Raw genomic sequence first — 13260 nt, 5'->3', positions numbered from 1 at the left:
GCATGAGAATTTATGTCGCCTTGGGCGCAAATTTAGGCGATCCGCAGGCGCAATTGCGCACCGCGATTGCGGCTTTGGCGGCGTGGCCGGCGATGACTTTGCTGCAAAGCTCATCGTTTTACGCCAGCGCGCCAGTGGGTTACACCGATCAGCCTGATTTTGTGAATGCCGTTTGCGAGCTGGAAACTGACTTATCTGCGCCGGACGTGTTGGCGGCTTTGCTGGCGATTGAAGCGGCGAATGGTCGGCAGCGAGAGTTCAAGAATTCGCCGCGAACTTTAGATTTAGACTTGATTTTGTATGGTGCAGAGCAAATAACGTTGCCCGATTTGATCGTGCCGCATCCGCGAATGCATGAGCGCGCTTTTGTGCTGCAACCTTTGCTCGAAATCGCGCCTGAAGTAGAAATCCCAGGTTTGGGCGCAGCGGCGGACTTTTTGCCTAGCGTCGCCACGCAAGAACTGACGCGCATCCCCGAGAAAACCCGTATTTCTGCTTAAAAGAGTCGATTTTTGAACTCGTTTGCCTTACGATTCTTTGCTTGAGATTGACTCCATTGCGGCTGCGCCAAACGCGCAGCAGCACACCTCACAGCACCATCCGTGCTGCACCTCTAACCATGGATATCGAACCATGAAGACGACTTTAAATACCCTCATTAAAATGAAACAAGATGGCCAAAAAATCGCCATGTTGACTTGCTACGACGCGAGCTTTGCTAGCTTGCTCGATGAAGCGGGGGTGGATATTTTTTTGATTGGCGATTCGCTGGGTAACGTCATTCAAGGTCATACATCGACCTTGCCGGTGACGATGAGCGATATGATTTACCACACCGCCGCAGTAGCGCGCGGTACGCAAAAAGGTTTGGTGCTGGCTGATTTGCCATTTGCCAGCTATCAAGCTTCGCATGCGCAAGCGTATGAAAACGCGGCGCTGTTGATGGCCGCTGGTGCGGAAATGGTCAAAATCGAAGGCGGCGCGGTGATGGTCGATACCGTTGATTTCTTGGTGCAACGCGGCATTCCAGTCTGTGCGCACATCGGCTTGCAACCGCAATCGGTGCATTTATACGGCGGCTACAAAGTACAAGGCAAAACCGAAACCGAAGCGGAAATTCTAAAGCGCGATGCGCTGGCCTTGCAAGCCGCGGGTGCGAGTATGGTGTTGATGGAAATGGTGCCAGCAGCGGTCGGCAAAGCGATTACCGAATCGCTGACGATCCCGACCATTGGTATTGGTGCAGGCGTCGATGTCGATGGTCAAGTGCTGGTGCTGTACGACATGCTGGGCGTGTATCCAGGCAAAAAAGCCCGCTTCGTCAAAAACTTTATGAGCGGCAGCCACAGCATCCAAGGCGCAGTGGAAGCGTATGTGAAAGCAGTGAAAGGTTTAACTTTCCCAGCGGAAGAGCATTCATTCTAAAAAAGTAGAACACGAAAGGCACGAAAAAAAGAACGAAAAAAAGCCGAAAAGGATCGAACAATGACCACAAATAAAGCTTAAATTGTGGTTTTAATTTTGTAGTTGTTTTCGTGTTTTTCGGCCTTTTTTCGTGTAGTTCGTGTTCCAGTTTTGCTTTGGTTTTGCCCTTCTCAATCCATCCTATTGAATTCCCAAATACCATGAAAATCATCCATACGATTGCAGAACTTCGCGCTTGGCGCAAAACCGTGGGCACGGTGGCTTTTGTGCCGACGATGGGTAGTTTGCACGCGGGGCATATGTCGCTGATCCATGCTGCAAAAGCCGCAGCAGAGCATACCGTCGTCAGCATCTTTGTGAACCGCTTGCAGTTCGGTCAAGGCGAAGATTTTGATCGCTATCCGCGCACACTAGAAAATGATGCGGCGCTGATTGCTGAGCAAGGCGGTGTCGATGTGATTTTCGCGCCGGATGAGAGAGAACTCTATCCGAATGTGATTCAGCAATATCAAGTGACACCGCCCGCAATTGCCGAAGAGCTGTGCGGCGCGTTCCGTCCAGGGCATTTCCGTGGCGTGGCGACGGTGGTGACGAAATTATTTAATATCGTTGATGCCGATGTGGCGTGTTTTGGCCGCAAGGATTACCAGCAACTATTTGTGATTCAGAGCATGGTGAAAGATTTGAATATGAAAATTCAAATCTTGCCGGTTGATACCGGCCGCGCGGAAGATGGTTTAGCGTTGTCGTCGCGCAATGCATTTTTGAGTGCCGATCAGCGCGCTGAAGCGCCGCGTTTGCACTACCATTTGGCGCGAATGAAAGCGGCGATTGAAGCGGGCGAAAAAGATTATTCCAAACTCGCCGTGCAAACGGTGACTGATTTGCGCGTACGCGGTTGGCACGATATTGATTATGTGGATACGCGTAATGCCGAAACACTAAAACCGGCGGCGAGCACTGATCAACGCTTGGTGATCCTGATCGCCGCGCGTTTAGGCACCACGCGCTTGATTGATAATATTGAAGTGAATCTTTAATGTGATGGGTATGTTAGTGTAGCCATTACCTATGAATGGCTGCATTAATATACCTTGATAATCTGTATGGCGCGCTTGTTCTTTCGTTTGCACTTAATTGAGTGTTATTTTTAGCAATTGCTGCTGGCGACGCTCAGAGAGTTTTTCGATTTTTGCGAGTATCGCGTATTCATTTCTGAGCTGGATATGGTGGCTGGCGGCGAAGATGCGGACTTCTTCGCTAAAGCTGCCGCGATGAATATACACACCTGCATGTGCTCGCTCATGCATCATGACGCCCAAAAATTGCCTTAGCGCAGTCATCTCAACGATTTGATCGTTACTGCAATGAATCACTCGGCTCACAATTTCATTTTGCCAGATTAAAATATTAACGCCTTCGCTTGAGCCTAGCGTTAAAGTGGAATGGGTAATGCCTTTGATTTCGTAATAGGCAACGCACATCTGTGTAAATTGGGCAGCAGTGAGCTTTTGTAGTAATTCAATCGACCAAGCCTGCGGCATTAAAAACTGATTGATGGTTGAAAAGCACAGTTTTAAGCCTTTATCGCTGGTCGGCGCGTCATCTTGATGCGCTTGTTGCCGGCGTTGGCGTTTATCATTGATATAAAAGCGCAGCGCGATCAGGCCGCACAGTCCTATCAGCGCCAATAGCAGCCACTGAAAGTGCGGGATGAGTAAGCTTAGATAGATATCATCACCCAGCCACAGCGGAATAAGCAGGTAACTCAGCAAAAAAACCGAAGCCGCCACTAAGATGGCAAGTGGCCAACGTGTTTTGCGGTGGAACGGTGAGTGGGCTGAAAATTCGGTGTGCACAGGCTGAAATCGAGGGGGTTAATTCGAATGCGGATACTAATCCAAACGAATGTTTATTGCCAGTTATTGCTGTTTTTTTGTAAGTATTTGTTGGTTTTTGACGGGGTATTTGTGATGTTGCTTACGAATTACTTCTGCGTTGCTAGAAAACGGGTGGCGATTTGGCTTTCTTGTGGGCGGCTAAACCAATAACCTTGCGCGTAGAGTACGCCTTGTTCGGCGAGCCATTGCGCTTCTTCGGCGGTTTCTACGCCTTCGGCAATCACGTCGAGTTCTAAGGCATCGGCTAAGTCGAGTAAGGCGCGGCAAACACGTTGATGCGCGCTATCGTTGCCTACATTTTGAATCAGGCTGCGATCAAACTTGAGCTTGGATAGTGTTAATTGGGAAATGGTCGAAAGATTAGAATAACCGGTACCAAAATCATCCATAAAAATCGGAATCTGCGCGCTCGTGAGTTGATGCACGCTATCGAGCGCTTGCTCGTGCATCAGCGTCGATTCGGTGAGTTCTAAAGCAATGTATTGACGCAAATGCGCTGGCAGCGCATCCAATCGAGCGATGACGGTTTTGGCAAATAAGGGTTGTGCCAGTTGTAAGGCCGATACATTCACGGATACGGGTACCAAGGCCAAGCCTTGTTCATCCCAGTCCCTAATTTGCAAAATGGCGCAATCTAAAGCCCATTCGCCGATGCGGCAAATAATGCCTGTTTGTTCGGCAAAGGGAATAAAATCATTCGGTGCAATTTCACCACGTTCGGGATGTCGCCAACGAATTAAGGCTTCAAAGCCCATCAATTGCGCACCGTCTAGCGCGACTTGCGGTTGGTAAACAAGGCGAAATTGTCCTTCTTGTAGCGCGCGACGCAAATCGCGTTCCAGTTCGAGCTGGCGCACCGCTTGCGTGGCCATATGCGATTCAAAGCGGCGAATATGCCCACGACCTAGCTCTTTGCCTTCGTACAGCGCGACATCAGCGTGTTTGAGTAGTTGTTCTGGCGTTTCTCCATCGTGTGGAAAATCAACTTGGCCGGCGGTAAAACCTTGCTCGAAATACAGGCCTTCGATGGTCACTGGGATTTTGAGTTGCTGGCTGAGTGCTTCATTAATGGTTTCGGCATGGCGTAAATCATCCAGCAGCACAAATTCATCGCCGCCAAGACGGAATACTTCGCTACCAATTTTGCTGAGGCTATCGGCGACTTGCGCCAAGGCTTGGTCGCCTGCGCGATGCCCTAAGGCATCGTTAATGCGTTTGAAATGGTCTAAATCAATCAGCCAAACGCAAAATGGCGTAGCCGTGGTGATGCGCTCTTTGATTTTGATCGCCAAATAGCTGCGATTGCCCAGTTTGGTCAGTGGATCGTGATGCGCTAACCACGATAGGCGTTCTTCCGCTGCTTTGCGCATGCTGATGTCGCGCGCAATGCCTGCGGTGCCAATGATTTTATTGTGCTCGTACACCGGCACTTTAATCAGCTCCATCCAGCGTGAGCCATCACGAAAGTGCTCAAAATTGCGTTCCGATTGCAGCGAGGTGGCTTCATTCATCACGCGTTGGTCATCGGTTTGGTAGCTAGCGGCAAGTTCAGGTGGGGAGAGTGCGAAATCATCTTTACCGATCAGCCATTGCGGATCTTTGATATTCCAAATATCACGGAAGGCTTGATTAACAATCACAAAGCGGCTTTTTCGATCTTTGACCCATGCCAAATCGGGAATACTGTCGAGTAGCGATTGATGGCGTTGCAAAGCGCGTCGCGCTTGCTGCATGCGATATAGCGCAATCATCAGTATTGCAAATAAAACAGCACAGAGCACGGCGAGCAAAGTCAGCATGTGATTGCCTTAACACTGAGGATGTAGCTGAGAACTAGCCAGCATGCAAATGTATGAAAACGGTTTGTCTATTAGAGCTTCATCTTAGACTATTGCTGCTAAGCAGCGCTAGATGCACAGCTTACATTCCCATATAGCGGCCTGTTTTGTGATTAGTTGCAATCACCAAATTCAGTGCAAACGCGCTAAGGATAGAAATAATCAGTTGTTGCCAACTGACAATCGCGACGGCAATAGCCAAAATCAATAAATCGGCAATTAATTGCACATGCCCAGCGCGCCAGCCTTTGGTTTTTTGCAAATATAAAGCCAGTACTGTTACGCCGCCGAGGCTGGCTTTATGCCGAATTAAAATCAAAATCCCTACACCAGCAAGCAATCCGCCCATGATGCCTGCAAACATCGGGTTGAGTGCTTTAAAGCTAATCAGTTGTGGCATCCATTCGGCCAGTATCGCCAAACTGGCCACGCAAGCGAAAGTTTTGAGCGTAAATTCTTTACCCATCACGCGATAGGCAAAAATATAAAACGGCAAATTCAGTACAAACAGAATCGGTCCATAAGGCAAATGGCTTAAGTAGTACACAATAAAAGCCAGCCCGGTCGCGCCGCCAGTGAGTAAGCCCGCGTGCTTAAAAAATTGCAAAGCCAGCGCGACTAAAATCACGCCGGAAAGCATGCCTTGCAGGTCATCTACCAGGGAATGGGCTTGCTGTGTCATGGCTGTAAATTGAATTGAGAATCACTTGCAGCATAGCCAGAGATCGTCAATTTGGCTGTAGAGATATTCCTTAGGTGAGCGATTCAAATTCGCTGGAAGCGCTTGATTAATAAGGCTTGCCGTCAGTCGCGCCAAGTTGGGATTGCGTGAGTTTAAGCGTACTCTGATAAGATAACAATGGCTTGTGGAGGTCATTATGATGATCAATCCCAATAACAATTTCGCCTCTTTAACGGCGCAGAATAGTACGGCGCGTTCGCAAGCTACGCAGGAAAGCAGTCTGCAAAAATTGTCGAGTGGATCGCGGATTAATAGCGCCAAAGATGATGCGGCAGGGGCGGCGATTATTCAGCAATTTGCCGCGCAAATTGTGGGAAGTAATCAAGCAGTACGCAATTTGAGCGATGGCGTGTCTTTGGCGCAAACGACCGAGGGTGCATTGAGTTCGATTTCGGACAACACAGATCGCCTGCGTGAATTGAGCGTTGCAGCGGGCAATAGCACTTTGTCGAGCAGTGATCGGCAGGCGCTGCAAGCCGAGGCCGATGCTTTATCGCAAAGTAATAACGATATTGTGAACAACACGCAATTTAATGGACAAGCTGTGCTGCAAGGTGGGTCTGTTAATTTTCAAGCAGGACCCAATGCGGGCGATCAACTTAATTTGAGCACTGCCAACTTGGCGGGAGAGTCTGGGCTAAATAGTGTGGCCGGGCGGATTGATTTATCCAGTACGGCAGCAGCGACTGCCAGTTTGCAGGCGCTGGACAGTGATATCAATACGATTTCAGGGCAGCGGGCTAATCTGGGGGCGTTTCAAAATCGGCTTGAAAGCGGGATTCAAAATTTGCAAAAGACATCACTCAATGTGTCCGCAGCAAAAAGCCGCGTGGCCGATACCGATTACGCAGCAGAAACAGCTAAATTGGCGCAAGAAAATATTCGCAGTAATGCGGGCATTGCGATGCAAGTTCAAGCTAGAGCAACTGCGGGGCAGGTGCTTAGCTTATTGCGTTAATGGGTATCTGCATAAAGAGTTTATTTAGTAAGCGCTTCATTGATATACCCATCATTAATAGGCTCTGTCGGCGTCGATTTATATCGACGCCATTTTTTATCGCAAAAAATTCTCTGGTGTTTGTAACAAGCCAAAAACCGCATAGGCAGGTAAAATTGTCGACTCTTGTAAAGGAATCAACATGAGTCACGAAGAAATCATCAAAACCACCCAACATTGGCTAGAACAAGCGGTGATAGGTTTGAATCTCTGTCCATTCGCCAAAGCGGTGTATGTGAAGCAACAAATCCGTTTTGTCGTTAGCGATGCCAAGCATTTGGATGGTTTTTTGGAAGATTTAGACCGTGAACTCGATTTGTTGGCGCAAACACCAGCGGATGAAATCGATACCACTTTATTGATTCATCCGACCTTATTTCCGGATTTCGAGATTTTCAATGATGTGCAAGCCTTGGCCGACGAGGTGGTGGCTGAGCATGAACTCGAAGGTATTTTGCAAGTCGCCAGTTTTCATCCTGATTTCCAGTTTGCCGATACCGAAAGCGACGATATTGGTAACTACACTAATCGCGCGCCGTATCCGATTTTGCACTTGCTGCGTGAGGACAGTATCGCCAAAGCAGTGGAAGCCTTCCCAAATCCGGATGTGATTTTTGAGCGCAATATTGAAACGCTGCAAAAACTAGGGATTGCGGGCTGGTTGGCTCTCGGTTTGCAGGCTAGTCAGAAATAATGCGCGTTTGGATCGTCATTTTTTGCTTATTTTTGGCTGCGTGTGGCAGCAATCCAGCTCCAGTGGTCTCGGGGTCGACGCCAGCTGGATTCTACCGTGTTAAAACCGGCGATACGCTGTATCGAATTGCCAAAAATAATGGCCAAAGCGTCAGTAATTTAGTGCGCTGGAATAGCTTGGCTAAGGCCGAAGACATTAGCGTAGGACAATTATTGCGTGTCACAGCTCCGAATGGCGCTGTGGCGAAACCGACCACGCCGACTGTGAGTCGACCTAAAACGCCGACCACCACCAGCGCCCCAGCGCCAATGGCAACAATCAGTTTAGTGTGGCCCGCTAAGGGTAAATCTCTGTATGGTTACGCGCCGCCGCGCGTGAAAGGTATTGGGATTGGTGGTGCAATGGGCGATCCGATTCTTGCCGCTGCCGATGGTAAAGTGCTGTACGCAGGCGATGGGATTCGTGGTTATGGTTTGCTGCTGATTATTCAGCACGCCAATGGCTACTTGACGGCCTATGCGCATAATCAGAAATTACTGGTCAAAGAAGGTACTCAAGTGAAGCAAAGTCAGGCTGTGGCCGCGATGGGGCAAACGGGCGCGGATGAAGTGAAGCTGCATTTTGAAGTGCGCTATAAAGGCCAAACGATTAATCCGCTGAGCGTTTTACCCAATTGAGTCGCCGTTTTAAAGGATAGATGAATGCAAGTCGCTATTATTTCCGCCGTAGGCCAAAACCGTGTCATTGGTATTAACAATCAATTGCCGTGGCGCTTGCCCGAAGATTTAAAGTATTTCAAAGCGCTAACGATGGGCTGCCCGATGATTATGGGGCGCAAAACTTTTGAATCCTTGCCGGGGCTATTGCCGGGGCGCCCACATTGGGTGATTACGCACAATGCCGATTGGCAAGCAATAGGCGCAACGCCATTTTCATCGATTCAAGCTGCGATTGATGCTGCCCAATTAGCCGGACATGAGCGCGTTTTTATCATCGGCGGCGGCGAAATTTATCAGCAAAGTTTGGCTGTGGCCGATACTTTATACCTCACTGAAGTCGCTTTAAGCCCTGAAGGTGATGCGTATTTCCCTGTGTTTGATAGTGCAATCTGGCAAGAAGTCAGCCGCGAGCAGCATGTCGCTGCCAATGGCATTGAGTATGCGTTTGTTCGATATAACAAAGCATAGGTATGTGCTTGTAGGCATTATTTATTAATGTCTACAATGAAATACCTAATAAAAAAGCCGATCAAAAAGATCGGCTTTTTTGTATCTACTTGAATAGATTAAGCGTTTTTAGCACGTTCGAAGCTCGTCATGATTTCAGCTTCAGCTGCGGCTTTGTCGCCCCAGCCAGTGATTTTCACCCATTTGCCTTTTTCTAGGTCTTTGTAGTGCTCGAAGTAATGTTTCACTTGCGCGAGCAGCAATTCTGGTAAGTCTTCCAGTTTTTCGATGTGTGCAAACATTGCACATACTTTAGGTACTGGCAAAGCGATGACTTTAGCGTCCATACCGGCTTCGTCTTCCATGCCCAACACGCCAATCGCGCGGCATTTGATGACCATGCCAGGTGCGAGTGGGAATGGGGTGTAAACCAGAACGTCAACAGGATCACCATCCAATGACAAGGTGTGCGGTACAAAGCCGTAGTTCATTGGGTACGACATCGAAGTGCCGACGAAGCGGTCAACGATGATTGCGCCGGATTCTTTATCGAATTCGTACTTGATGGGTGGTGCGTTAGCTGGGATTTCGATGATAACGTTAAAGTCGTCTGGCAGGTTTTTACCGGCGGGGATCTTGCTGATGTCCATGGTGCACAATCCTGAGTGGGTGAGAAATAAACCCACGGATTATATCTATCCCTTGTTCGCCTTGATAGTTCGCTCGCATCAAATTTACTGGAAAGCGCAAAGAAAGCACAGATAAGTACACGTGCAAAAGTTTTATGGCAAGGCGTCGATGCCGCAGGCAGTACTTTAGTACGACAAGGCGAGACAACGATGCAAGAAAATTTTTGCCTATCTAACTTATTGCATTGCAATAGAGCCCAGGCATACTGTCAGACGTTATACAATTACAGCTTCTCACAGAGGTTGCGCCTTATGAAACCCCACTACCTTGCTCCATTATTTGATCCTCGGTCGATTGCTGTCATTGGCGCATCAGAAACAGTGGGTTCGGTAGGCTGTTCTGTGATGCAAAATTTGCTGGACGGCGGCTATACCGGCGCGATTCATGCGGTGAATTTGCGGCACAAAACGGTGCATGGCATCGCGGCGGTGAAAACCGTGAGTAAAATCACGACACCCGTTGATTTAGGGATTTTGACGACACCGAGCCGCACCCTACTCAAATTGGTCGAAGCCTGCGGTCAGCAGGGCATTCGCCATATCATGATTATGTCTTGCGATTTTGTCGGTAACGATAAAGCGGGGCAAAAGCTACTCGAAAAAATCTTGGCGACGGCAAAGACATTCAATATCCGCATTATGGGGCCGACGGTGTTTGGCTATTGCCGCGCGCCGAGTAAATTATTAGCGGCCAATTACAAAGGCAAAATTAAAAGCGGCAGCTTGGCGGTGGTGTCGCAATCTTCGTCGGTAACGACGGCGATTTTGGATTGGGCCGAGCTGCATGATGTGGGATTTAGCTCGGTGGTATCGCTGGGCTCGGCATCGGATATTGACGTGGGCGATGTGCTCGATTACTTGGTCGCCGATCCGAAAACCAAATCTATTTTGCTGTATATCGAAGATTTAAAAGACGCGCGTTTGTTTATGTCGGCGCTGCGCGCTGCGTCGCGTTCGAAAGCCGTTTTGGCGTTGAAAGTCGGTCGCTACGATGAAGAGCCGAAATTAGGCCGTACGCATTCTGAGCGCTTAATTAAACACGATGATGTGTTTGATGTGGCGCTCAAACGCGCTGGCGTGCTGCGTTTACGCTCGATCAATCAGTTGTTCACTGCGGTACGCGTGCTCGATGGTACGTATCGCACCAAGGGTCGTCGCCTCGCGATTTTGACCAATGGCATTGGTGCGGGTTTGATGGCGGTCGATCGCGCCCATGATTTGCATATTCAGCTTGCCCAACTCAGCCCTGAAACGATAGAACAATTAAAAGCGATTTTGCCGGTGCAAAGCCGATTGCAAAATCCAGTCGACGTGCTGGGCGATGCGAATGCAGAGCGCTTTAAATTAGCGACTGAATTCGTGATTAAAGACCCGAATGTCGATGGCGTATTGGTGGTATTTACGCCGCAGGTTGGCACCGATGATATGGCGACTGCCGAGGCGATGATCGCGCTGCGTAAAAGTACCGACAAGCCGCTGCTGCTGGCGTGGGTCGGCGGTAAGAAAATCGATGCAAGCCGTAAATTGCTGGCAAAGTCGCAAACCGCGTTTTTTAACGCGCCAGAAAGCGCGGTTGAAGTGTTTTATTCTTTGGCGAGCTGGCAATACAATCAGCAGTTGCTGTTGCAAACGCCAAGCCCGCTGGGTGAAATGGAAGCGCCCGATCTTGAAACCGCGCACATGATTATTGATTCGGTGCTCGCCAGTGGCCGCGAAGTGCTGGATGAAGTGGAATCGAAAGCGATTTTGCGTGCGTTTAATATTCCAGTGACTTTAACGATACGTGCGCAAACACCTGATGATGCGGTTTCGGCTGCAATGGGGCTGGGTTTGCCAGTGGCGCTTAAAATCGATGCCAAAGGCATTTTGCATAAAACTGATATTGACGGTGTGGTGCTTAATTTAAGTAGCTTGGTTCAAGTCGCGACCGAATCGAGCAAAATGCTGGCACGCGCGCAAGAGCGTTTGGGCGCTGAAAATGTGCGTGGCTTGGTGATTCAACCGATGCACGGCAAAAAATCAGGCCGTGAATTAATGATCGGTGTTGGGCGAGATCATTCGTTTGGCCCAGTGATTACTTTTGGTCATGGTGGCGTGACCGTGGAGGTATTTAACGACATCGCAGTATCCTTGCCGCCCCTGAATGAATACCTCGCAGAAAACTTAATTCGCCGTACGCGCGTAAAGAAAATGCTCGCGCCGTTTCGTAATTTGCCAGGTGTGGATATGGAGGCGGTGAAAGCGGTGCTATTACGTGTTTCGGAAATGGTCTGCGAATTCCCGCAAATTCAGCAGCTTGATATTAATCCGCTGGTGGCTGACGAGCATGGTGTTGTCGCGGTGGATGCACGAATTGTAATTGCGCCAGTTCCTGAAAATGCTCGCCGTTACAGCCATATGGCGATTCATCCTTATCCGGCGCATTTAGCGCAAATTACCCAATTGAAAAATGGTTTGCCGATGGTATTGCGGCCGATTCGCCCCGAAGATGCGGATTTGGTCGCGATGTTTGTCAGTAAATTATCCGAAGAAAGCCGCTACAACCGCTTTATGAGTACGCTCAAATCCTTGCCGCAAGTGATGTTAGCGCGCTTTACTCAGCTTGATTACACGCGAGAAATGGCGATTGTCGCGACGGTAGAAACGAGCGCGGGCACTGAAATCATCGGCGTAGCGCGTTTCACCGCTAATCCAGATCGCGATAGCTGTGAATTTGCTGTTGTTATTAGTGATCAATGGCAGGGCTTGGGTTTAGGTGGGCGCTTGATGAATGCGCTGTTTGTCGCTGCGCGGGATATGGGTTTATCGGTGATTGAAGGCGAAGTGCTGAGTAGTAATAAAACGATGTTGACCTTTATGAAACATTTGGGCTTTACTATTGGTCAGCATCCAGAAGATGATAGCTTGAAGTGGGTGGTCAAGCCGCTCACTGATTTGGCGCAGGACTCAATTTAAAGCAAAAATTTTCTTGCATCGTTATCTTGCCTTGCCGTACTTGATGTACTGTCTGCGGCTTCGATACCTTGCCATAAAACTTTTGCCTGAATACTTATTTTAACCGTGGAGAGTAAATAATATGACGGCAATTATCGATATTGAAGGCATTGGCGAAACCTACGCAGCGAAACTCAAAGAAGCCGGCATTAGCAGCGTTGAAGCGCTGTTAACTGCGGGTAGCACACCGAAAGGCCGCGATGCATTGGCGGCGCAAACGGGGATTGCGGATAAATTAATTTTGAAATGGGTGAATCACGCTGATTTATTCCGTATTCACGGTGTGGCAGGGCAGTTCGCTGAGTTGCTGGAAGCCGCTGGCGTGGATACCGTGGCTGAATTGGCGCGCCGCAATGCGCAAAATCTGCAAGAAGCGTTGGCAACAGCCAACGAAGCGAAAAAACTCGCGGGAACAACGCCGAGTTTGTCGCAAGTTGAGAAGTGGATTGCCGAGGCGAAAGACTTGCCGCGCGGTGTTGAGTACTGATTTTGCTAGCTTGGCATCGTGCACGGCACGATGCCAATTAAATAAGATGATTACAAATCATTGCTTTAGTTGTGCGTGATTATTTTTTTATTGACATATTGTGTTGACTTTGATTTTTTTATGTCGTATATTCGCGGCACTAATTTGATTGAGCACATTAACGCGATCCACTTTAAGTGATGATTGCCATGTGTTTTAGTAGTTCTCCCCAGCAAGCCTCCTCAGCTTTTCTGCAAAGTTCATTCTGAACGTGGTGCTCTTCTATTTGGTGCTTTACCGTCCGGCTTTTGGGCGGGTTTGGCTGTGCGACCGAAATTCTAAGTATTC

13 protein-coding genes are annotated in these 13260 nt (G+C 48.9%); 9 read left to right on the top strand and 4 right to left on the bottom strand.

The genetic code is table 11. The annotated features are described in order from the left end of the window. Positions 1 to 2 precede the first annotated feature (2 nt). The 3 genes from folK (at position 3) to panC (ending at position 2465) form a co-directional block, all read left to right on the top strand. Complete coding sequence (gene folK, locus Q320_RS0113880; RefSeq protein WP_035853763.1) at positions 3 to 500, top strand: 2-amino-4-hydroxy-6-hydroxymethyldihydropteridine diphosphokinase; 498 nt, start codon at positions 3 to 5, stop codon at positions 498 to 500. A gap of 133 nt (positions 501 to 633) precedes the next feature. Further along, a complete protein-coding gene (panB, locus tag Q320_RS0113875; protein WP_027469499.1) occupies positions 634 to 1425 on the top strand; it encodes a 3-methyl-2-oxobutanoate hydroxymethyltransferase in 792 nt (263 codons plus the stop codon). A gap of 200 nt (positions 1426 to 1625) precedes the next feature. After that, positions 1626 to 2465 carry a pantoate--beta-alanine ligase gene (gene panC, locus Q320_RS0113870; protein WP_027469498.1) on the top strand — a complete coding sequence of 280 codons (840 nt, stop codon included), beginning with the start codon at positions 1626 to 1628 and terminating at the stop codon, positions 2463 to 2465. 93 nt (positions 2466 to 2558) lie between these two features. Here the strand turns inward: panC and Q320_RS0113865 are convergent, their stop codons facing one another. The 3 genes from Q320_RS0113865 to Q320_RS0113855 form a co-directional block, all read right to left on the bottom strand. Next, a complete protein-coding gene (locus Q320_RS0113865; protein ID WP_156939074.1) occupies positions 2559 to 3200 on the bottom strand; it encodes a restriction endonuclease in 642 nt (213 codons plus the stop codon). Between the two features lie 212 nt (positions 3201 to 3412). Further along, positions 3413 to 5125, bottom strand: coding sequence for a putative bifunctional diguanylate cyclase/phosphodiesterase (locus Q320_RS19940; protein ID WP_051534757.1), 1713 nt, complete (start codon positions 5123 to 5125; stop codon positions 3413 to 3415). A gap of 121 nt (positions 5126 to 5246) precedes the next feature. Then, the gene (locus Q320_RS0113855) at positions 5247 to 5846 is read right to left on the bottom strand and encodes a YitT family protein (RefSeq protein ID WP_211251237.1); all 600 of its coding nucleotides are present in this window, start codon (positions 5844 to 5846) and stop codon (positions 5247 to 5249) included. Between the two features lie 196 nt (positions 5847 to 6042). Here Q320_RS0113855 and Q320_RS0113850 point away from each other — a divergent pair, with 196 nt between their 5' ends. The 4 genes from Q320_RS0113850 (at position 6043) to Q320_RS0113830 (ending at position 8784) form a co-directional block, all read left to right on the top strand. Next, a complete protein-coding gene (locus Q320_RS0113850; RefSeq protein ID WP_027469495.1) occupies positions 6043 to 6864 on the top strand; it encodes a flagellin N-terminal helical domain-containing protein in 822 nt (273 codons plus the stop codon). 181 nt (positions 6865 to 7045) lie between these two features. After that, a complete protein-coding gene (locus tag Q320_RS0113840) occupies positions 7046 to 7597 on the top strand; it encodes a DUF1415 domain-containing protein (protein WP_027469494.1) in 552 nt (183 codons plus the stop codon). Continuing rightward, positions 7597 to 8274 (top strand): peptidoglycan DD-metalloendopeptidase family protein, encoded by a 678-nt coding sequence (locus Q320_RS19935; protein ID WP_035853760.1) that lies wholly within the window; start codon positions 7597 to 7599, stop codon positions 8272 to 8274. The genes Q320_RS0113840 and Q320_RS19935 overlap by 1 nt, the downstream gene beginning before the upstream one ends. Before the next feature lie 24 nt (positions 8275 to 8298). Further along, the gene (locus Q320_RS0113830) at positions 8299 to 8784 is read left to right on the top strand and encodes a dihydrofolate reductase (protein WP_027469493.1); all 486 of its coding nucleotides are present in this window, start codon (positions 8299 to 8301) and stop codon (positions 8782 to 8784) included. Positions 8785 to 8882: 98 nt separating this feature from the next. Here Q320_RS0113830 and ppa read toward each other — a convergent pair whose 3' ends face one another. Next, positions 8883 to 9413 (bottom strand): inorganic diphosphatase, encoded by a 531-nt coding sequence (gene ppa / locus Q320_RS0113825; protein ID WP_027469492.1) that lies wholly within the window; start codon positions 9411 to 9413, stop codon positions 8883 to 8885. 291 nt (positions 9414 to 9704) lie between these two features. On the opposite strand from ppa, the gene Q320_RS0113820 reads away from it, so the two are divergent. Further along, complete coding sequence (locus tag Q320_RS0113820; protein ID WP_027469491.1) at positions 9705 to 12407, top strand: bifunctional acetate--CoA ligase family protein/GNAT family N-acetyltransferase; 2703 nt, start codon at positions 9705 to 9707, stop codon at positions 12405 to 12407. A 121-nt stretch (positions 12408 to 12528) separates the two neighbouring features. Beyond that, positions 12529 to 12933 carry a DUF4332 domain-containing protein gene (locus Q320_RS0113815; RefSeq protein ID WP_027469490.1) on the top strand — a complete coding sequence of 135 codons (405 nt, stop codon included), beginning with the start codon at positions 12529 to 12531 and terminating at the stop codon, positions 12931 to 12933. Positions 12934 to 13260: the final 327 nt, after the last annotated feature.

The organism is Deefgea rivuli DSM 18356 (assembly GCF_000620145.1).
GTDB classification, from domain to species: domain Bacteria; phylum Pseudomonadota; class Gammaproteobacteria; order Burkholderiales; family Chitinibacteraceae; genus Deefgea; species Deefgea rivuli.
Note: the sequence above shows the minus strand (reverse complement) of the source record. Positions and strands in the feature narration are given on the sequence as shown.

Coding starts and splice junctions, on each gene's coding strand:
- Q320_RS19940 (WP_051534757.1), bottom strand. CDS start 5,125: ATGCTGACTTTGCTCGCCGTGCTCTGTGCTGTTTTATTTGCAATACTG.
- Q320_RS0113840 (WP_027469494.1), top strand. CDS start 7,046: ATGAGTCACGAAGAAATCATCAAAACCACCCAACATTGGCTAGAACAA.
- Q320_RS0113820 (WP_027469491.1), top strand. CDS start 9,705: ATGAAACCCCACTACCTTGCTCCATTATTTGATCCTCGGTCGATTGCT.
- panC (WP_027469498.1), top strand. CDS start 1,626: ATGAAAATCATCCATACGATTGCAGAACTTCGCGCTTGGCGCAAAACC.
- ppa (WP_027469492.1), bottom strand. CDS start 9,413: ATGGACATCAGCAAGATCCCCGCCGGTAAAAACCTGCCAGACGACTTT.
- Q320_RS0113855 (WP_211251237.1), bottom strand. CDS start 5,846: ATGACACAGCAAGCCCATTCCCTGGTAGATGACCTGCAAGGCATGCTT.
- panB (WP_027469499.1), top strand. CDS start 634: ATGAAGACGACTTTAAATACCCTCATTAAAATGAAACAAGATGGCCAA.
- Q320_RS0113850 (WP_027469495.1), top strand. CDS start 6,043: ATGATGATCAATCCCAATAACAATTTCGCCTCTTTAACGGCGCAGAAT.
- Q320_RS0113830 (WP_027469493.1), top strand. CDS start 8,299: ATGCAAGTCGCTATTATTTCCGCCGTAGGCCAAAACCGTGTCATTGGT.
- folK (WP_035853763.1), top strand. CDS start 3: ATGAGAATTTATGTCGCCTTGGGCGCAAATTTAGGCGATCCGCAGGCG.
- Q320_RS19935 (WP_035853760.1), top strand. CDS start 7,597: ATGCGCGTTTGGATCGTCATTTTTTGCTTATTTTTGGCTGCGTGTGGC.
- Q320_RS0113815 (WP_027469490.1), top strand. CDS start 12,529: ATGACGGCAATTATCGATATTGAAGGCATTGGCGAAACCTACGCAGCG.